This window comes from Endozoicomonas sp. G2_2, assembly GCF_017744135.1.
In the GTDB taxonomy this organism is placed as follows: domain Bacteria; phylum Pseudomonadota; class Gammaproteobacteria; order Nevskiales; family Salinisphaeraceae; genus Salinisphaera.
The window spans coordinates 335,501-354,559 of record NZ_JAGHQU010000002.1; the positions used below are offsets into that span (position 1 = coordinate 335,501).

Here is a 19,059-nt window from a genome sequence, read left to right on the forward strand (position 1 = left end):
GCGCTTGCACGCCGCCGGCTGCTAGTGCCGATGCTCGGCCACGTAGGCTTGCACTGCCTTCAACTCGGCAGGCAAGACGTCGTAGCGTTCGTCGCGCGACATCAGATCGTGCATGTTCTCGGGCAAGGGCGCACCCTCGAACCCTGCCTTGACCACTGCCTCTTCGAACTTGGCCGGATGTGCGGTCGCAAGTGTGATCATGGGCGTGGTTTCGTCCGCACGGACACGCTGCGCCGCGCGATAGCCGGTCGCAGTATGCGGGTCGAGGAGTTCACCAGTGTGCTCGAATGCTTCCCGGATGACTTCCAGAATCGTGTCGTCGCCGACGCTGTGGCTGGAAAACAGCTTACGCAATTCGGCCAGTGGCGCTTCGTGCAGCGACGTCGGCGACTGGGCGAAACGACCCATCAGATCGGCCACATCTTTGCCGTTTCGGCCGTAGGCTTCGAACAGCAGCCGTTCGAAGTTCGACGACACCACGATATCCATGGACGGCGCCAGCGTCGGCTTGAGCTCCGTTTTGGAAAAGTCGTTGTCCGTAATCGTGCGATGCAGGATGTCGTTTGCGTTGGTCGCGATCACGAACTGCTTGACCGGCAGGCCCATGCGCTTGGCCATATAGCCGGCAAACAGATTGCCAAAATTGGCCGAGGGCACGCAGAAGCTGACTTCGCGATGCGGGGCGCCGAGGACCACCGCGGACGCTACGTAATACACGATCTGAGCCATGATCCGAGCCCAGTTGATCGAATTGACCGCGATCAGCTGGGTGCCCTGTAGGAAGCCCTGATCGGCAAAGCTTGCCTTGACCATCGCCTGGGCATCGTCGAAATTGCCTTCGATGGCGATGTTATGCACGTTATCCGCGAGCACGGTCGTCATCTGACGGCGCTGCACCGCCGACACGCGCTCATGCGGATGCAGGATGAATATGTCGAGGTTGTCGCAATGCCGACAGCCCTCGATAGCGGCCGAGCCGGTATCGCCGGACGTCGCGCCCATGATCACGCCTTTCTGGTCGCGTTTGGCCAAGAAGTGATCGAGCAGTCTCCCCAGCAGCTGCAGTGCCACATCCTTGAACGCCAGCGTCGGCCCGTGGAACAGCTCGAGCAGATGGTGGTTGCAGTCGAGCTGCTTGAGCGGCACCACGGCGTCGTGCTTGAAGGTCGCATACGACGCATCGATGATTTCGCGGAAGGTGGCGTCATCGATCTCGCCGCCGACGAACGGCTTCATCACCCGAAACGCGATCTCGGTATACGGCAGTCCCGCCATCGCCGCCAGCTCGTCGTGCGTGAACTGCGGAATGGTTTCGGGCACGTACAGCCCGCCGTCGCCGGCCATGCCGGTGAGCACGACCTCCTCGAAGTTCAATGCGGGCGCGCTGCCCCGGGTGCTGATATAGCGCATCGAGAGTCCGGCGCTCCTAGTCTTCGAACTGGGCAACGCGCATGTGCACCACGCCGTCGCGGGTGTACGGCAAGGCGCGGATATGGTCGAGCACCTGCATGAGACTGCGCTCGCGCGCGGGTTTGGTCACGATCATCACGCGCGCGTCGTCTTCGGCAGTCGGCGGGTCCTTCTGCAGAATCGCCTCGATGCCGATCTGCTGTTCCGCCAGCGCGCGGGTGATCTCGGCCATGACGCCGATCTGGTCGGCGACCTGCACGCGGAAATAATGCCCGCAGACGAAATCCTCGGATGCGAGGACCGGCTCATCGGTGATCTGGTCCGGCTGGAATGCCAGATGCGGCACGCGTCCGGACGGGTCGACGCTCATGATGCGCACGGTATCGATGAGGTCCGCGACCACCGACGAAGCGGTTGGCCCTGCCCCGGCGCCGGCGCCGTAATAGACGGTCGGGCCGACTGCGTCGCCATGGACCATGATGGCGTTCTTCTCGCCTTCGACGTTCGCCAGCAGTGCTTTCTGCGACACGAGCGTCGGGTGGACACGCAGCTCCACGCCCGTGTCCTGGCGCCGTGCGATACCCAGATGCTTGATGCGATAACCCAGTTCCGCGCAGTACTCGATATCGACGCTATCGATGTCGCGGATGCCCTGGGTGAAGATCTTGTCGAAGGACAGCGGAATACCGAAGGCGATCGCGCCGATGATCGCGAGCTTGTGGGCCGCATCGATACCTTCCACGTCGAAGGTCGGGTCCGCCTCGGCGAAGCCGAGCCGCTGGGCATCGGCGAGCGCATCCTCGAAGCTCTGGTCCTCGAACATCATCTGGCTGAGGATGAAATTGCCGGTGCCGTTGATGATGCCGGCGACCCATTCGATATGGTTCGCGGCCAGGCTTTCGCGCATGGCCTTGATGATCGGAATGCCGCCGGCAACGGCCGCCTCGAAGGACACCACCACCCCGGCCTCGTCGGCGGCCGCGAAGATCTCGTTGCCATGCAGCGCGATCAGATGCTTGTTCGCGGTGACCACATGCTTGCCGTTGGCGATCGCCGCCATCACCAGGTCATAGGCTTCGGTGTCGCCGCCGATCAGCTCGAGCACCACGTGGATGTCGGGGTCGGTGACGATCGCGTTGCAGTCGGTGCCGATCTGGATGTCGGCCGTGGCGCACTCGCGCGCCTTGTCCGGGTTGCGCACGGCCGCGCGGGTGACGCGAATCGCCCTGCCCGCGCGACGCGTGATCTCGGCGCCGTTGCGTTCGAGCAGATTGACGGCGCCGGCACCGACGGTGCCGAGCCCGAGTAGTCCCACGTTGACCGGTTGCACTTGCGTCTCCTTCTGGTCGTCGCCGCTCGCGGCGCGCACTACAGGCTGTCGATCAGCCCGTCGCGTTTGAACATGCGCTTGATATTACGCAGCGCCTGACGGGTGCGCTGCTCGTTCTCGATCAGGCCGAAACGCACATGCGTGTCGCCGTATTCGCCGAAGCCGATCCCCGGGGACACGGCCACATCGGCGTCCGCAAGCAGCTTCTTGGTGAATTCGAGCGACCCCATGGGCAGATAAGGATCCGGGATCGGCGCCCAGACGAACATCGTCGCCTTGGGCCGATCGACCAGCCAGCCGATATCGTTGAGGCCGTCGCATAGCACGTCGCGGCGTTTCTGATACATGTCGCGGATCTCGGTCACGCATTCCTGCGGACCGTTGAGCGCGGCGATCGCGGCCACTTGAACCGGCGTGAACATGCCGTAATCGAGATAGGATTTCATGCGCGCCAGTGCGGCGATGAGCGTGCTGTTGCCGCACATGAAGCCGACACGCCAGCCGGGCATGTTGTAGCTCTTCGAGAGCGTGTAACACTCGACCGCCACGTCCTTGGCGCCCGGCACCTGCAGGATAGACGGCGCTTCATAGCCGTCGAAGCACAGGTCCGCGTACGCCAGATCCTGCACGATCCACAGATCGTACTCGCGCGCCATCTCCACGCAGCGTTCGAAGAACTCCAGTTCCACGCACTGCGTGGTGGGGTTGCCCGGAAAATTGAGCAGCATCATCTTCGGGCGCGGCCAGGATTCCTTGATCGCCTTTTCCAGCTCGGCGAAGAAGTCGGTGTCCGGCATCATCCGCACGTGGCGCACGTCCGCCCCGGCGATCACCGCGCCGTAGGGATGAATCGGGTACGCGGGATTGGGCACCAGCACCTGATCGCCGTGCTCGAGAATGGCGAGCATGAGATGCGCCAGACCTTCCTTGGAACCCATCGTGACGATGGACTCGGTATCCGGATCCAGATCCACGTCGAACCGACGCTTGTACCAGTCGCAGATCGCCAGACGCAGCCGCGGCACACCCTTGGATACCGAATAGCGGTGGGTATCCGGACGCTGGGCCGCGTCGACGAGCTTGTTGACGATATGCTCGGGCGTCGGCTGATCGGGGTTGCCCATGCCGAAATCGATGATGTCCTCGCCCCGCGCTCGCGCCGCCTGCTTGAGTTCGTTGACGATGCCGAACACATACGGCGGCAGGCGATTGATTCGCGCGAATTCAGACTTGGGCGACGGGTTTGACATGGTCGATCGGCTTGAAGAGTCGTGAGTGACTCGGTGGATCAGCGAACGCAAAAAGCAAGCGCCGCAGTTTGCCAGAATCGCCGAGGTGCGACTACCGGATGCAGAGGCCGCTCAGTCCTCGTTCGGCAAGACGCTCGCGGGGTCGATGGGCCGCCCGTCGCGCCGGATCTCGAAATGGAGCATGGGCTTGTTCTGGGGGCCCAGCCCCATGTCGGCGATGCGCGTGCCCACGGCCACATCCTGACCCTGCGCGACCCGCGTGTTGCGCGTGAAACCGTACGCCGACAGATACTCCTCGTCGTGCTTGATGATGATGAGCTTGCCGTAGCCCTTCAGGCCGGTCCCGTTGTATACGACGCGCCCGCTCGATGCGGCATAGACGGGCGAGCCTTCGCGTCCGCCGATATCGATGCCCTGGCGGGTGCGCTGAGCGGCATAGCCGCGGATGATCGAGCCGCTGGCCGGCCACTGCCAGCCGTCCTCGCTCGGCCCGCCGGTGCGCGTGGGCTGGACCGGCGCCTGCTCGCTGGCCTTGTTGATCTGCGCCTCGGTCGCGACTTCGTTCTCGGCCATCGTTTCTTGCGGCGGCTCGGAGCGCGGTTGCGGGCGCGGTGTCGTGGGCCGGCCGGTATCGGGCTTGTCGACGTGCTCGATCGTGCGCGTGAGTTGCGGCGTGGAAGCCTGAATCGCGGCCTCCTGGGCAGCGCGCGAATCCTGCGGCGCGCGCGCCACCCGCGGTTGTCGGGGTGCGGGCGGTGCCGGGGCGCGGCTTGTCGTGCGCGACGCGGAGTAGTCCAGCGGCGGGTACGGATCGAGCGAAATCCGCTGCCCGACCTCGATCCGGTAAGGCGGGCCGATCTGGTTCCAGCGCGCGAGATCGCGCCAGTTCAGCCCGTAGGTCGCCGCGATGCGAGATAGCGTGTCGCCGCGCTTGACGGTGTAGACATCCGGGCGCATGGCGCCGCGCAGCGAACAGCCCGCGACCACGATGACGATAGACAGTACGAGCGCAAGGCGTTTCATTGCAGCTTCAGTACGGCGATCACGATGACAATCACGGCGACGATGGCCCACCCGATCCAGTCGATATACTTGAGCAGGCGTTGCTCGAACACCGGCCCGAGCCAGCGTACCAGCCCCGCAACCAAGAAAAAGCGCGCGCCCCGCCCCACGGCCGAACCGAGCAGGAACGGCAGAAACGGCATGGCGACGGCCCCGGCCGCGATCGTGAACACCTTGTAGGGAATCGGCGAGAAGCCGGCCAGCAGGATGGCCCAGAAGCCGTAGGCGTCGAACCAGTCGCGGGCGGTCTCATAGGCATGAAAATACCCGAGATCCTTCAGCCACGGCAGTAACGCGTCGAGAAACAGCGCTCCGATCCAGTAACCCAGAATGCCGCCGGCGACCGAAGCCAGCGTGGTGATCAGCGCAAACCACCACGCCCGCCGCGGCCGGGCAAGCGCCATGGGCGCGAGCATGACATCGGGCGGAATCGGGAAAAAGGACGATTCCGCAAATGCCAGCAACGCGAGCAACGACGGCGCGCGCCGATGCCCGGAAGCGCGAACCACGGCCTCGTAGAGACGTCGAAACATGGGCAGATCCTATGCGCGGGTGCGCGTCGACGACACGCGAGAGGCCAGATCGGGCTTCATCCGATGCGCTCGTCGGCCCGCTGTTCGATCAGCGGCACGAAGCTCACCGCGTCCAGCGCCTGCTCGCGATAGTTCGCGCCATCGCGGTAAATCACCATGAGACGCTGATCGCCGCTCGGGCCGACCGGCACGATCATGCGCCCGCCGTCGGCGATCTGCGCATACAGTGCCTTGGGCAACCGCTCCGCGCCAGCGGTTACCAGAATTGCATCGAAGGGCCCGTAATCCGGCAGTCCGAGCACGCCATCGCGCGCCAGCCGGGCCCGCACGTTGCGATAGCCGAGTTCCGCGAACCGTCGGCGGGCGCGTTCATACAGCGGTTGAATACGCTCCACGGTATAGATCGACGGCAGAATCTCGGCCAGCACCGCGGCCTGGTAGCCGCTGCCGGTGCCGATCTCCAGCACGTTCTCCGGCCGACCCTCGGCGATGAGCAGACTCGTCATCTGCGCGACGATATAAGGCTGGGAGATGGTCTGGCCGTAACCGATGGGCAGCGCGGTATCGTCGTAGGCGCGGCTGGTCATCGCCTCGTCGACGAACTGATGACGCTGCACCTTTTCGATCGCTGCCAGCACGGTCTCGTCGTCGATACCGAGGCCGCGCAGGCGCTCCACGAGTCGCGCACGGCTGCGCGCCGACGCCATGCCGAAACCGCGCACGTGGGGGTGTTTGTCGTGCGCGTTCACAGTCTCTGCACCCATTCGCCGACGCTCGATACCGCGCTGTGCTGCGTGAGATCGATCTGGATCGGCGTGATCGACACCTGCCCCTGGGCGACCGCGTGGAAGTCGGTACCGGGGCCGGCATCGGCCTCGCCGCCGGCCCGGCCGATCCAGAAGATCGGCCGACCGCGCGGGTCGCTGTCTTCCACCAGCCGTTCCGCGCGATGGCGATTGCCGAGCCGGGTGGCCGCGTAGCCGCCGAGCTCGCCGAACGCCAGGTCCGGCACATTGACGTTCAGAATGGTGTCGTTGGGCAACGGATGGTCGATGAGCAGGCGCACCACGGAGACGGCGACCCGGGCTGCCGTATCGTAGTGGCGCGGGTTTTCCCCGACCAGCGATACCGCGACCGCGGGCAGCCCCAGCGAGCGGCCTTCGGTGGCCGCCGCGACCGTACCCGAGTACAGCACATCGTCGCCGAGGTTCGCCCCCTGGTTGATGCCCGACACGACCATGTCGGCGTCCTGCTCGAACAGGCCGGTGGTCGCCAGATGCACGCAGTCGGTCGGTGTACCGTCGACCGAGTACAGACCGTCGGCCACCCGGTTGACGCGCAACGGGCGCTCCAGCGTCAGGGAGTTGCTGGCGCCGCTGCGGTTGCGGTCGGGGGCGACCGTGACCATGTCGTCGCAGATCTCGGCCATCGCCGCGCGCAGGGCCGTAAGGCCGGGCGCATGACATCCGTCATCGTTACTCAGCAGTAATCGCATGCAAGGGTTTCAGGAAAGTGCGTGAAAACCGGCACGTGCAAGCACGCTGCAGGCTCGCTAGCATAGCCTATCTTGGCGGCTTCCTGCTTGGATGAATTGCCACCGTGAGCGATCGTTCCCACACCACCGGAAAGCCATCGGGCACAGACCCGGCGGCGATCAGCGACGACGACAGCGCGCTGTTTCGCGAGGCGGTCGGGCCCGTGGCGCGGCTTGCGAAGGGTAAACGCCGGGCGCCTTGGCGACGCATGCCCTCCCCGCGTCCGGCCATCCGCGAGGCCGACGAACAGGCCGTCATCGGCGAACTGCTCGACACGCCGCCACCGGACGACGTGGAAACGGGCGACGACCTGTTTCACCGGCGTGAAGGCGTACAGCTGTCCGTCATGCGCAAGCTGCGCCGCGGCCAGTACCGATGTCAGGCCGAGATCGATCTCCACGGCATGATCGTCGATGTCGCCCGCCATTGCCTCGCGGTGTTTCTACGCGAGGCGCTGGATCGCGACTACCGCTGCGTACGCGTGGTGCACGGCAAGGGCTTGCGCTCCGGCAACCGTGGGCCGGTGCTGAAGGTCAAGGTGGCCGGTTGGCTGCGCCAGCGCGACGAGGTGCTGGCCTACTGCTCGGCGCGGGAGAACGACGGCGGCACGGGCGCGGTTTACGTACTCCTGCGCCGCGGCTAGCACGCTACTCGGCGTCGCCTGCCTGCGGGCCGGCCTCGCAAACCACGGCGAACTCGCGCAATACGCTGGTCGCAAAGGCGCCGGGCGGCAGTGAAAACGCTACACGCAGACAGCTGTCGTCCTCGAACACCCAGTCCAGATCCGGCACGGGCAACCGAAGCGCCCGGCGGGCGGCATCCACACCGGCGCTGGCGAGCCCGCCAACGAGATCGGGATAGGCCGCCAGCACCTCAGCCTCGAGCGCACGGGCGGTCGCCGATACGACGTCCGGCCCGTCGCGGCCCGGCAGCGGTCCGCTGGGGTGGATATCGAATGCGTCCAGCCGCTGTTCAAGCGCCGCGGCGGATTGATCGGTGGCGTCGAGCTCAAACAGGCTGTGGCTGCCGTCGAGCATCACCGCCTCGCCGTCAATCAGCCGATTCCAGCTGCCGTCACGTACGCGTGCGTCGAGCACGGCATTGAACAACAGCGAACGCGCGGCCGAAAGCGCGAATCCGCGCCGGTTGCGCGACAGGCGCTTGCCCGCGAACAGCGCCCGCGACAGCGCGATATTGCGACCGCCGCGCCCAAAGCGTTGGGCGCCGAAATAGTTCGGTACCCCCACGGCGCGAATGCGTGCCAAGTCCTGCTCTAACGACGCGCGTTCGCCGCGAAGTTGCCGAAGACGCAGAACGAATCGGTTGCCGCGATGTGCGCCGCGCTTGAGCTTGCGCTCGTGGCGCTTCATGTCGAGCACGGTCAATCCGGCGATATCGTCGAAGTCCGGCAGATCACGGGCAATCGGCCAGGCCAGCGAGATCCACTGACGGGTGACCGCCACACGGTCCTTCATCCCGGAGAAGCCGATCTGGCGCGGATGCACGCCGGCCGCGCGTGAAAGCGCCTGAACTGCGTCCTGGGTGGTGAGATTGGTCTTCTCTACGTGACACCAGAGGTGTTCACCGCTGCCGCTCAGAGCGATGTCGCAGTCTTCGTCGACGAAGAAATCCGCGGGTTGCTGGCGAATGACCGCCTGGACCCGCGGCTGTTCGCCGCGCGCGTAGGCGAGCGCGGCGATATCCACCGCGTCCCCGTCGAGCAGAGGCATTTACCGTGCGGCCTGGTGACTGCTGTCGGCGGTACCGGGCGGCGCGATGGTGAGGAAGAACTGCTCGTCGCGCTTGATCATGCCCATGTCGGAGCGCGCACGGCCTTCGGTGGCACTCTCGCCGGACTTGAGGTCGTCGACCTCGGCCTGCAGGGCGTTGTTGCGAACAAGGCGCTGCTCGTTGGCCTCGTGCAGCTGTTCCTTCATCTCGCCCAGACGATGGACTTCCGCCCAGCCGCCATCCGCGATCCACAGGCGATACTGCAGACCGGCGAGCACGACGACGAGCGCAATGACCACGATACGATACATACGCCGATTGTAGCGCGCCCGCGGCCGCTGTCCAGCATGGGCGAGATCCGCCCGCATGTTCATGCTAGAACCCGACCTTGAACGCGTTCCGGCCCGGGTAGACCGCCCGCGTGCCGAGTTCCGCTTCGATCATGAGCAGGCGGTTGTACTTGGCAATCCGGTCCGAGCGCGACAGCGAGCCGGTCTTGATCTGGGTGGCCGAAGTGGCCACCGCCAGATCGGCGATGGTGGAGTCCTCGGTCTCGCCCGAGCGATGCGACACCACCGCGGTGTAGTCGGCGCGCGTGGCGACGTCGATGGCACGCAGGGTTTCGGTCAGCGTGCCGATCTGGTTCGGTTTGATGAGAATCGAGTTGGCGATGCCTTCCTCGATGCCCTTCTGCAAAATACGCGTGTTGGTGACGAACAGATCGTCGCCGACCAGCTGGACATGATCGCCCAGGCGCTCGGTCAGCAACGCCCAGCCGTCCCAGTCGTCTTCGGCCATGCCGTCCTCGATGGTGAGGATCGGGTACTGGTCGACCAGACCGGCCAGGTAGTCCACGAAACCGGCAGCGTCGTACTCGGCGTTCTCGGAGGCCAGCTTGTAGCGGCCGTCTTCATAGAACTCGGTACTGGCCGCGTCGAGCCCCAGCCAGACGTTTTCGCCCGGCTTGTAGCCCGCCCGCTCGATCGCTTCGACCAGGGTATCCAGCGCCGAGGCGTTGGACGGCAGGTTCGGCGCGAAGCCCCCCTCGTCGCCCACCGCCGTGGCCAGGCCGCGTTCGCCCAGCAGCTTCTTGAGATGCTGAAATATCTCGGCGCCGCAGCGCATGGCGTCCGCGAAGGTGCTCATGCCGGCCGGCACGATCATGAACTCCTGCATGTCGACGTTGTTGTCGGCATGGGCGCCGCCGTTGATGACGTTCATCATCGGGACCGGCAGATTGACGGCGTCGTCGTGGCCGAGAAAGTCGTACAGCCCCTTGCGGCTGTCGTTCGCCGCCGCGTGCGCCGTTGCCAGCGATACGCCCAGCAGCGCGTTGGCGCCCAGACGGCCCTTGTTCTCGGTGCCGTCGAGCTCGATCAACGTCTTGTCGAGGCCGGCCTGATCGTCGGCCTCGAATCCCTTGAGCTTCTTGGCGATCTCGCCGTTGACGCTGGCGACGGCACGGGTCACGCCCTTGCCGAGAAAGCGATCGGCGTCGCCATCACGCAGTTCCACGGCCTCCAGGCTCCCGGTGGATGCGCCCGAAGGCACCATGGCGACACCGACCGCGCCGGATTCCAGCGTCACGCGCGCGGCCACGGTCGGGTTGCCGCGCGAATCGATGACCTGGTACCCACGAATTTGCTTGATCTTCGACATAGAAATACTGCTTTGGCGTTTCGTTTTACGGTTGTACGAACGTCGACTCGATGGTGCCGCGGCGTTTGATCACTGCGTCGAGTTCGACCAGCGTCTCCAGCAACTCGCGCATATGCGCCAGCGGCCATGAATTCGGCCCGTCGCAGAGCGCGTTGTCGGGGTCCGGATGGGTCTCCATGAACAGACCCGACACGCCGGCCGCGACGGCAGCCCGCGACAATACCGGAATCTGTTCACGCGCGCCGCCCGAGCGCGTGCCCTGCCCGCCGGGCAGCTGCACCGAATGGGTGGCATCAAAGACCACCGGGCAGCCGGTGTCACGCATGATCGCCAGGCTACGCATGTCGGCGACGAGATTGTTGTAGCCGAACGCATAGCCGCGCTCGCAGACCATGATTTGCTCGCCGCCGGCCGCGCGCGCCTTGGCGACGACGCCGTTCATCTCGCCGGGCGAGAGAAACTGGCCTTTCTTGATATTGACCGGCGTGCCGCTGGCGGCGACCGCCTGGATGAAATCGGTCTGCCGACACAGAAAAGCCGGCGTCTGCAGCAGATCGACCACTTCCGCCACCGGCGCGATCTGACTTTCGACATGCACATCGGTGGTGACCGGCACGCCGATCTCGCGCTTGACGCTTGCCAGCATGTCCAGGCCCGCGTCGATTCCGGGGCCGCGATAGCTGTCGCCCGAGCTGCGATTGGCCTTGTCGAACGAGCCCTTGAAGATGTAGCCGATGCCGAGTTCCGCGCATAGCTCGGCCATATGGCCGGCGACGTCCATCACGAGCGCCGGCGATTCCAGGCTATCCGGGCCGGCGATCAGAAACAGCGGCCGGTCGATCCCGACCTCGAAACCACAGAGGTTCATTGGGTACGGCGCTTGCGGGCCGCAGCGATGAACCCGATGAACAACGGATGGCCGTTACGCGGCGTCGACGTGAACTCGGGGTGGAACTGGCAGCCCAGAAACCAGGGATGGTCCGGCAGCTCAATGATTTCGACGAGATTGTCCTCGGCGGATACACCGGAGAACACCAAGCCTTTATCACCGAGCGTGTCGCGATAGAGATTGTTGAACTCGTAGCGATGACGATGGCGCTCGAAGACCTCGCTCGCGTTGTAGCAGTTGGCCGCGAGCGTGCCCTCGACGAGATCGCAGCGCTGTTCACCCAGCCGCATGGTGCCGCCAAGATCCACCTGCGCGTCGCGTCGCTGCACGTCGCCACTCAGGTCGTGCCACTCCGTGACCAGTGCGATCACCGGATGTTCGGGCTCGGCCACGAACTCCGTGCTGTGCGCGCCGCCCAGCCCCGCGATATCGCGCGCGAAATCGATACAGGCCACCTGCATGCCCAGGCAGATGCCGAAATACGGGATGTCATGCGTGCGGGCATAACGCGCGGCCGCGATCTTGCCTTCGATGCCGCGCTCGCCGAAGCCGCCGGGCACGAGAATGGCATCCATGCCTTCGAGGCAGGCGCCGTCATCGCGCTCGACCGTTTCCGAATCCACGTAGTGGATATCCACGCGGGTGCCGGTATGCAGCCCGGCATGGGAAAGCGCTTCATTGACCGATTTGTAGGCGTCGGCCAGATCGACATACTTGCCGACCATCGCCACCTTTACGGTCACATCCTGGGTACGACGCGCCTCGACCAGCGCGGACCAGTTCGACAGATCGGCATTGGGCGCGGTGATGTCGAAATGCTTAAGCACCAGCGCATCCAGCGACTGCGCCTGCAGCAGGCCCGGCATCTTGTAGATGTCGTCCACGTCGATACAGGCGATTACCGCGCGCTCGGACACGTTGGTGAACAGCGCGATCTTGCGGCGCTCGTTCTCCGGCAGCGGCCGGTCCACGCGACACAGCAGGATATCCGGCTGGATGCCGATCGAACGAAGCTCCTTGGCGGAGTGCTGGGTCGGCTTTGTCTTCATCTCGCCGCTGGAGGCGATATAGGGCACCAGCGTGAGATGCATGAACAGCACTCGATCGTGGCCGAGTTCGACCGCGAACTGGCGGATCGCCTCGAGAAACGGCAGCGATTCGATATCGCCGACCGTGCCGCCGATTTCGACGAGGCAGATATCCGCGCCTTCCCCGCCTTCGAGGATGCAGCGCTTGATCTCGTCGGTGATATGCGGGATGACCTGCACGGTGCCACCCAGGTAGTCGCCGCGGCGCTCCTTGTTGATGACGTTGTTGTAGATCTGCCCGGTGGTGAAGTTCGACAGCTTGGACGTGCGCGTCTTGAGAAAGCGCTCGTAGTGGCCGAGGTCGAGGTCGGTCTCCGCGCCGTCGCGGGTCACATAGACCTCGCCATGTTGGAACGGGCTCATGGTGCCCGCATCGACGTTCAGATACGGATCGAGCTTGATGACCGAAACACTCTGGCCTCGCGCTTCAAGCAATGCACCCAGGGATGCAGCCGCGATGCCTTTACCGAGCGAGGACACCACCCCGCCGGTCACGAAAATATAGCGGGTACCCGCCGCGTCGCCTGCCATGCGCGATCCAAGACTCATGCCGGGGGAATAACAGCGCGCATGCTAGCCGAAAGCCTACGCGCGGACAACGCGCAGCGTACCGTCCATCAGGCGATGACGCCAGACGACCGTGCCGATCGCGTGCTCCGATACCTGTGCCATCCGCGGATGGCGCCAGATGCCCGGCACGACGATCAGTTCGCCGTTCAGATGGATCAAGGGCATGCGCTCACGTACCCAGGGCGCGACCCGGGCTTCGCGCAGAACGTCCTTGAGGCGCCGATGGGTCCCGCCGGCCTGGCGCAGACGCTCGCCGCCGCGACGAAACGCCACCGTGAGCGTCGGCATCGCCGCGCCGCCAGACTCCAAGACCAGCGAGCCGCATTCGTTCGGCAGATGCAGGGTGTTACGGCCGGTCCAGGCGATCGCATCGACTTCAGGTACCGTGTCCAGCGCCGGCATCGCATGAAGCCGGCCATCGAAAAGCCGCACGTCGGTCTGGGCGAACCGCACGCAGGGGCTGGCAGTCAGGCTCGCATCAGTCAGGCGCAGGATTTGCGCAAGCTGGCGATGGTCCGGCGTGTCGCGCCCAGCGCGCGTGAGCCAATGTCTTACCGCCTGCTTGCGCCGGGCAAACGACAGCGCCTTGAGCGCCTCGCAGGACAAGGTCCCCGCGCGATCGCGGACGCGATCGAAATCGGCGGTTGCCAGCGCCTCGATCGCTTCGCGTGCCTCCTGCGTATAGGTGGCCGCGCGCGACAGCGTTGCCGCGGCGGCAGGCCAGCGTGTTTCGATCAGGGGCAGCACTTCGCTGCGAATGAAACTGCGCGCGACATGCGGATCGTGATTGCTCGGGTCCTCGATCCAGTCCAGCTCGTGGCGCGCCGCATAGGCCCGGATATCCGACCGCGCAATATCCAGCCATGGCCGCCAGTGTACGCGCTCCGCAAACGCCGCCGTCGATGGCATGGACGCCAAGCCGTCGGGCCCGCTACCGCGTAACGCCTGGAGCAGGAAGGTTTCGGCCTGGTCGTCGCGGTGATGCGCCGTGACAAAGGTTTCACCGGCCGCCAGCGCGCCGGCGATCGCCTCATAGCGCGCCTCGCGTGCCGCGCCCTCCATGCCGCCCCCGCGGCCGTCGACACGCACGTCGAGACGAGTGAAAGCAATGTCCCAAGCCTGACAAACCGCACGACAATGCGCGGCCCAGGCCTCCGCTTCGGGCTGCAGGTGGTGACAGACATGAACACCGCGCAGCGGGATCGCAGGCGCACGGGCCGCGAGCGCATGGAGCAAGGCCGTGGAGTCCAGACCGCCGCTGAACCCGACCGCCAGGCCCGCGGTGCCATCCGGCGGCGCGGCCAGAGCGTCGGCCAGCGCCGCGAACCGGTCGTTCACCCCACGAGCTTGAAGTCTCCGAACGCCATCCAGCGCTTGTAACGCGTCTCAAGCAGTTCGTCGACGCTCATGTGCTTGAGCCGCGACATGTTGGAGAGCAGGCGCTCGCGCATCTGCTCCATCAGCTGCTTGGGATCGCGGTGGGCGCCGCCCAGCGGTTCCTCGAGCACTTCGTCGACTAGCTTCAGACGATGCAGATCCTCGGAACCGACCTTCATGGCTTCGGCCGCGTCTTCGGCCCGCTCGGCGGATTTCCACAGAATCGAGGCACAGCCTTCCGGCGAGATCACCGAGTAGATGCTGTACTGGAGCATCATCAGATGATCGCCGACGCCGACCGCCAGCGCGCCGCCGGAACCGCCTTCGCCTACGACCGTGCACAGGATCGGCACGCGCAGGCGCGCCATCTCGAACAGATTGCGCGCGATCGCCTCCGATTGGTTGCGTTCCTCGGCGCCGATGCCGGGATAGGCGCCGGGCGTGTCGATGAACGTCAGCACCGGCATGTTGAAACGCTCGGCAAGCTTCATCAGGCGCAGCGCCTTGCGATAGCCCTCGGGGCGCGGCATGCCGAAATTGCGATGGATCTTTTCCTTGGTGTCGCGGCCCTTCTGGTGACCGATCACCATCACCGACTGGCCGCCCAGGCGTGCAGTGCCGCCGATGATGGCGCGATCATCGGCATAGGCACGATCACCGTGCAGTTCCACGAAATCCGTGAACATGCCGTTGATATAGTCTTCCGTGTAGGGGCGCAGCGGATGGCGCGCCATCTGGGCAACCTGCCACGTCGACAGCTTGCCGAAGATCTGCTCGGTGAGGCTGCGGCGCTTGCCCTCGAGCTTGGTGATCTCTTCGTTGAGATTGACCTCGCTGCCGTCCGCGACAAAGCGCAGCTCCTCGATCTTTTCCTGCAGCTCGGCGATCGGCTGTTCGAAATCGAGATAGTCGAGGTTTTTCTGCGCCATCGTGATTGCTGTGTCTTTCCGCGGTGCGGTTTATTGAACGGGGGTCTGTCCGCGACGATAACGTACTTGCACCTGATCCGCACCCACGAGATGCCTTAGATCGGCAAGCAATTCGTCGCAGATGCGCACCCGCGTCTCGCCAAGCGTGAATACCGCCCGCGCCCGATCGTTGGCATAGCGCAGCACGACGTCGCAGCCGGCTTCGGTGCGATGCCGATCCACACAGCCGGCGAGCGCCTCGATATCGGGTACCGTCGGCGCCTGCAGCTTGAGCAGCACGCGGCTGGCGTAGCGCGCCCGCGCCTCGCCGATATCCATCACCGTGTTCGCATTCAGCCGGAAACCGTCGGTGAAATCGTCGTATTGCAGATTGCCTTCGACGATGACCAGCTTGTCCGCGGCCAGTAGATGTCCGTATTCGGCCGCCTTTTCCTCGAACAGCGGGCATTCGATACGACCGCTGCCGTCGTCGAGCACCACGATGATGCGCTTGCCTTTCTTCATGCGCCGCACCTCGACCACCAGCCCGGCCACGATCGCGCTGCGCTTGTTGCCGCGCCGGCCGCGCCCGCCCTCTTCCGGGCGCGGCATGGCCGCAATCTGATCAGCGATCTTGCCGTTGGTCATCAGCGCGAGTTCGTCTTCCCAGGCCTTGATCGGATGGCCGGTCAGATATAGACCCAGCGTGTCGCGCTCGGCCTTGAGGCGTTCGTCCTCCGGCCATTCCGGGCGTTCTTCGAGCGGCGGGCCCATGTTGTCGGCGGCGTCCTCCGCCAGGCCGAACATGTCGTTCTGGCCCGCACTCGCCGCACTGCGGTCCTGTTCGGCCGCGGCAAGCGCGCGGGTCAGGCCCTGCATGAGGCTGGCGCGATTCGGCCCGAGCGCATCCAGCGCGCCGGCGTTGATCAACGCCTCCAGCGCGCGGCGATTGGCCTTGGAGGTATCGATACGCCGGCAGAAATCGTAGAGGTTGGCGTAGGCCCCGTTGTCGCGGCGCTCGACGATCACCGAGTCGATCGCACCCTTGCCGAGGCCCTTGATCGCGCCCAGGCCGTAGCGGATGGTCTTGTCGTCGACGACCGAGAAATCGTATTCGGAGTTGTTCACGTCTGGCGGCGCCACCTCGATATCCATGCGGTGGCATTCGTCGATCATGATCACGACCTTGTCGGTGTGATCCATGTCCGCCGAAAGCACGGCCGACATGAAATCGGCCGGGTAATGCACCTTCAGCCAGGCGGTCTGGTAGGTAAGCAGTGCATAGGCCGCCGAATGCGACTTGTTGAAGCCGTAGCCGGCGAATTTCTCGACCAGGTCGAAGATGTAGGCGGCGGTGTTTTCTTCGATATTGTTCTCGACCGCACCCTTGATGAAGCCGTCACGCTGCTTGGCCATCTCCTCGGGCTTTTTCTTGCCCATCGCGCGGCGCAGCAGGTCGGCACTGCCCAGCGAATAGCCGGCCAGCACCTGCGCAATCTGCATCACCTGCTCCTGATACAGAATGACGCCGTAGGTCGGCTCCAGCACCTCTGCCAGGCTATTGTGCGGGTAAACCACCTTCGCGCGGCCGTGCTTGCGGTCGATGAAGTCCTCGACCATGCCCGACTCCAGCGGGCCCGGGCGATAAAGCGCGACGAGCGCGATGATGTCCTCGAAGGCGTCCGGCTTGAGCCGCTTGATCAGCCGCCGCATGCCCGAGGATTCCACCTGGAAAACCGCGGTGGTATCGCCGGCCTTGAGCAGATCGAAAGTGCCCTTGTCGGTCATGCCGATCGAGCGCACGTCGATCGGCGCCTTGTCCTGGCGCGCCAGGCGCTCGTTGGCCACGCGCACGGCACGGTCGATGATGGTGAGCGTGCGCAGGCCGAGAAAGTCGAACTTGACCAGGCCGACCGCCTCGACATCGTCCTTGTCGAATTGCGTGACGCGGTTGTTGCCGCCCGCCTCGCAATAGAGCGGCGTGAACTCGATCAGGTCGTCCGGTGCGATGACCACGCCGCCGGCATGCTTGCCGGGGTTGCGGGACAGGCCTTCGAGCGCCAGCGCCAGATCGAGCAGATAACCGATCTCCTCGTCTTCCTTGGACTGGCGCAGCTCCTCGGACTCCTCCAGCGCACGCGTGAGCGTCATGTCCGGTGCGAACGGCACCTGCTTTGCAATGCGATCGACCAGGCCGTAGGGGTGGCCGAGCACACGCCCCACGTCGCGCACCACGGCGCGCGCGGCCATGGTGCCGTAGGTGATGATCTGACTGACCTTTTCCTTGCCGTAGGCTTCGGCCACGTATTCGATGACGCGGTCGCGCCCGTCCATGCAGAAGTCGACATCGAAGTCGGGCATGGATACACGTTCGGGGTTGAGAAAGCGCTCGAACAGCAGGTCGTATTCCAGCGGGTCGAGGTCGGTGATGCCCAACGCGTAGGCCACCAGCGAACCGGCGCCCGAACCACGGCCGGGCCCGACCGGCACGCCGTTCTCGCGCGCCCAGCGAATGAAGTCCGCCACGATCAGGAAGTAGCCGGGAAAACCCATGGTCTTGATCACGTCGAGTTCGTGATCTAGACGCTTGTCATAGACAGGCTGCTCCTTGGCGCGTCTGTCCGCGTCCGGGAACAGATCGGCCAGGCGCTCGGCAAGCCCGCGCTCGGATTCGGCGCGCAGGAAGGAGGCGGCGTCGTGCTCGGGCGGCACCGGGAAATTCGGCAGCACGTTCTCGCCGAGCGTGAGCTGCAGATTGCAGCGCTGTGCGATCTCCACCGTGTTCTCGACCGCCTCCGGCAGGTCCGAGAATAGCTCGACCATCTCCTGCGGCGTCTTCAGATACTGGGCTGGCGTGTAGTGCTTGGGCCGACGCGGATCGGCGAGCGTATAGCCGCCGTGAATAGCGACACGCGCCTCGTGGGCTTCGAAGTCGTCGGCGTGTGGGAAACGCACGTCGTTGGTCGCGACCAGCGGGATATCGTGCCGCAGCGCGAGCGCCACGGTCTCGGACAGCCAAGCGGCCTCGCCCTGTCGGTCACAGCGCGTGACTTCGAGATAATAGCGATCGCCGAATACCTGCTGCCAGCGTGCGGCCTGCGCATCGGCCAGTTCGGGCTTGCCGGCCATGAGCGCGGCGCCGGTGTCGCCGACCATCCCGCCCGAGAGCGCGATCAGCCCCTCGGCCTTTTCCTCGACCCATTCACGCCGGCAGAGCACCTGCCCTCGGTTCTGGCCATGCAGATAGGCGCGTGTGAGCAATTCGCAGAGATGGCGATAACCGTCACGATGCTGGGCGATCAGGGTCAGCCGCGACGGTGTTTCCTGGGGCCCTTCGTCGATATGGAAATCCACGCCCACGATCGGCTTGACGCCGGCACCGAGCGCGGCCTTGTAGAACTTGACCATGCCGAACAGATTGACGTTGTCCGTGATGGCCACGGCCGGCATGCCCGCATCGCGCGTCTGGGACAGCAGCGGCTTGATCCGCACGATGCCGTCGGACAGCGAATACTCGGTATGCACACGAAGATGAACGAATTCAGCAGGCATAGATTGTGGTCGGTCGGGGTCGCGAGTGGGTCGATCGAGTCGGACAACAACAGCCGCGTTCGCCGATTGCGCAGGCAGCGGCGGGCGGTTGTTAGCCGGCCCGGTCATTCTAACGAGCATTGGCGCGGGCCGGGTTTACGCCGCGCGGCCTGTGCCCCGCGAAAG

Annotated in this window: 16 protein-coding genes; 1 reads left to right on the forward strand and 15 read right to left on the reverse strand. The window is 65.0% G+C overall.

The features are described 5' to 3' along the window. Nucleotides 1–21: 21 nt before the first annotated feature. The 7 genes from thrC to surE form a co-directional block, all read right to left on the reverse strand. Complete coding sequence (gene thrC / locus J7355_RS03735) at nucleotides 22–1,410, reverse strand: threonine synthase (RefSeq protein ID WP_209060042.1); 1,389 nt, start codon at nucleotides 1,408–1,410, stop codon at nucleotides 22–24. Between the two features lie 16 nt (nucleotides 1,411–1,426). Next, nucleotides 1,427–2,740 (reverse strand): homoserine dehydrogenase, encoded by a 1,314-nt coding sequence (locus J7355_RS03740; RefSeq protein ID WP_209060043.1) that lies wholly within the window; start codon nucleotides 2,738–2,740, stop codon nucleotides 1,427–1,429. 38 nt (nucleotides 2,741–2,778) lie between these two features. Further along, nucleotides 2,779–3,990: an alanine transaminase gene (alaC, locus tag J7355_RS03745; protein WP_209060044.1), complete on the reverse strand. Its 1,212-nt coding sequence runs from the start codon at nucleotides 3,988–3,990 to the stop codon at nucleotides 2,779–2,781. A gap of 111 nt (nucleotides 3,991–4,101) precedes the next feature. Further along, the gene (locus J7355_RS03750; RefSeq protein WP_209060046.1) at nucleotides 4,102–5,013 is read right to left on the reverse strand and encodes a peptidoglycan DD-metalloendopeptidase family protein; all 912 of its coding nucleotides are present in this window, start codon (nucleotides 5,011–5,013) and stop codon (nucleotides 4,102–4,104) included. Beyond that, the gene (locus J7355_RS03755) at nucleotides 5,010–5,585 is read right to left on the reverse strand and encodes a YqaA family protein (protein WP_209060047.1); all 576 of its coding nucleotides are present in this window, start codon (nucleotides 5,583–5,585) and stop codon (nucleotides 5,010–5,012) included. Before J7355_RS03755 ends, J7355_RS03750 begins: the two co-directional genes overlap by 4 nt. A gap of 56 nt (nucleotides 5,586–5,641) precedes the next feature. Further along, nucleotides 5,642–6,349: a protein-L-isoaspartate(D-aspartate) O-methyltransferase gene (locus J7355_RS03760; protein ID WP_247739738.1), complete on the reverse strand. Its 708-nt coding sequence runs from the start codon at nucleotides 6,347–6,349 to the stop codon at nucleotides 5,642–5,644. Beyond that, nucleotides 6,331–7,080: a 5'/3'-nucleotidase SurE gene (surE, locus tag J7355_RS03765; protein ID WP_209060048.1), complete on the reverse strand. Its 750-nt coding sequence runs from the start codon at nucleotides 7,078–7,080 to the stop codon at nucleotides 6,331–6,333. Before surE ends, J7355_RS03760 begins: the two co-directional genes overlap by 19 nt. A gap of 104 nt (nucleotides 7,081–7,184) precedes the next feature. Here surE and J7355_RS17990 point away from each other — a divergent pair, with 104 nt between their 5' ends. Further along, nucleotides 7,185–7,763 (forward strand): Smr/MutS family protein, encoded by a 579-nt coding sequence (locus J7355_RS17990; RefSeq protein ID WP_209060049.1) that lies wholly within the window; start codon nucleotides 7,185–7,187, stop codon nucleotides 7,761–7,763. A 4-nt stretch (nucleotides 7,764–7,767) separates the two neighbouring features. Here J7355_RS17990 and J7355_RS03775 read toward each other — a convergent pair whose 3' ends face one another. From J7355_RS03775 to dnaE, 8 genes are read right to left on the reverse strand one after another with little or no spacing between them, the layout of a single operon-like run. Next, nucleotides 7,768–8,850 carry a tRNA pseudouridine(13) synthase TruD gene (locus J7355_RS03775; RefSeq protein ID WP_209060050.1) on the reverse strand — a complete coding sequence of 361 codons (1,083 nt, stop codon included), beginning with the start codon at nucleotides 8,848–8,850 and terminating at the stop codon, nucleotides 7,768–7,770. Further along, nucleotides 8,851–9,225, reverse strand: coding sequence for a septum formation initiator family protein (locus J7355_RS03780; RefSeq protein ID WP_209060051.1), 375 nt, complete (start codon nucleotides 9,223–9,225; stop codon nucleotides 8,851–8,853). A gap of 1 nt (nucleotide 9,226) precedes the next feature. After that, on the reverse strand, nucleotides 9,227–10,510 hold the full coding sequence (gene eno, locus J7355_RS03785) for a phosphopyruvate hydratase (RefSeq protein WP_209060052.1): 1,284 nt from the start codon (nucleotides 10,508–10,510) through the stop codon (nucleotides 9,227–9,229). 25 nt (nucleotides 10,511–10,535) lie between these two features. After that, on the reverse strand, nucleotides 10,536–11,378 hold the full coding sequence (kdsA, locus tag J7355_RS03790) for a 3-deoxy-8-phosphooctulonate synthase (RefSeq protein WP_209060053.1): 843 nt from the start codon (nucleotides 11,376–11,378) through the stop codon (nucleotides 10,536–10,538). Further along, the gene (locus tag J7355_RS03795) at nucleotides 11,375–13,036 is read right to left on the reverse strand and encodes a CTP synthase (protein WP_247739739.1); all 1,662 of its coding nucleotides are present in this window, start codon (nucleotides 13,034–13,036) and stop codon (nucleotides 11,375–11,377) included. Before J7355_RS03795 ends, kdsA begins: the two co-directional genes overlap by 4 nt. A 36-nt stretch (nucleotides 13,037–13,072) precedes the next feature. Then, complete coding sequence (gene tilS, locus J7355_RS03800; protein ID WP_209060054.1) at nucleotides 13,073–14,395, reverse strand: tRNA lysidine(34) synthetase TilS; 1,323 nt, start codon at nucleotides 14,393–14,395, stop codon at nucleotides 13,073–13,075. Continuing rightward, on the reverse strand, nucleotides 14,392–15,363 hold the full coding sequence (locus J7355_RS03805; protein WP_209060055.1) for an acetyl-CoA carboxylase carboxyltransferase subunit alpha: 972 nt from the start codon (nucleotides 15,361–15,363) through the stop codon (nucleotides 14,392–14,394). Before J7355_RS03805 ends, tilS begins: the two co-directional genes overlap by 4 nt. Before the next feature lie 30 nt (nucleotides 15,364–15,393). Next, nucleotides 15,394–18,894, reverse strand: a complete 3,501-nt coding sequence (dnaE, locus tag J7355_RS03810) for a DNA polymerase III subunit alpha (RefSeq protein WP_209060056.1) — start codon at nucleotides 18,892–18,894, stop codon at nucleotides 15,394–15,396. Nucleotides 18,895–19,059: the final 165 nt, after the last annotated feature.

Coding starts and splice junctions, on each gene's coding strand:
- thrC (WP_209060042.1), bottom strand. CDS start 1,410: ATGCGCTATATCAGCACCCGGGGCAGCGCGCCCGCATTGAACTTCGAG.
- alaC (WP_209060044.1), bottom strand. CDS start 3,990: ATGTCAAACCCGTCGCCCAAGTCTGAATTCGCGCGAATCAATCGCCTG.
- J7355_RS03750 (WP_209060046.1), bottom strand. CDS start 5,013: ATGAAACGCCTTGCGCTCGTACTGTCTATCGTCATCGTGGTCGCGGGC.
- J7355_RS03755 (WP_209060047.1), bottom strand. CDS start 5,585: ATGTTTCGACGTCTCTACGAGGCCGTGGTTCGCGCTTCCGGGCATCGG.
- J7355_RS03760 (WP_247739738.1), bottom strand. CDS start 6,349: ATGGGTGCAGAGACTGTGAACGCGCACGACAAACACCCCCACGTGCGC.
- surE (WP_209060048.1), bottom strand. CDS start 7,080: ATGCGATTACTGCTGAGTAACGATGACGGATGTCATGCGCCCGGCCTT.
- J7355_RS03775 (WP_209060050.1), bottom strand. CDS start 8,850: ATGCCTCTGCTCGACGGGGACGCGGTGGATATCGCCGCGCTCGCCTAC.
- J7355_RS03780 (WP_209060051.1), bottom strand. CDS start 9,225: ATGAACATGCGGGCGGATCTCGCCCATGCTGGACAGCGGCCGCGGGCG.
- eno (WP_209060052.1), bottom strand. CDS start 10,510: ATGTCGAAGATCAAGCAAATTCGTGGGTACCAGGTCATCGATTCGCGC.
- kdsA (WP_209060053.1), bottom strand. CDS start 11,378: ATGAACCTCTGTGGTTTCGAGGTCGGGATCGACCGGCCGCTGTTTCTG.
- J7355_RS03795 (WP_247739739.1), bottom strand. CDS start 13,036: ATGAGTCTTGGATCGCGCATGGCAGGCGACGCGGCGGGTACCCGCTAT.
- J7355_RS03805 (WP_209060055.1), bottom strand. CDS start 15,363: ATGGCGCAGAAAAACCTCGACTATCTCGATTTCGAACAGCCGATCGCC.
- dnaE (WP_209060056.1), bottom strand. CDS start 18,894: ATGCCTGCTGAATTCGTTCATCTTCGTGTGCATACCGAGTATTCGCTG.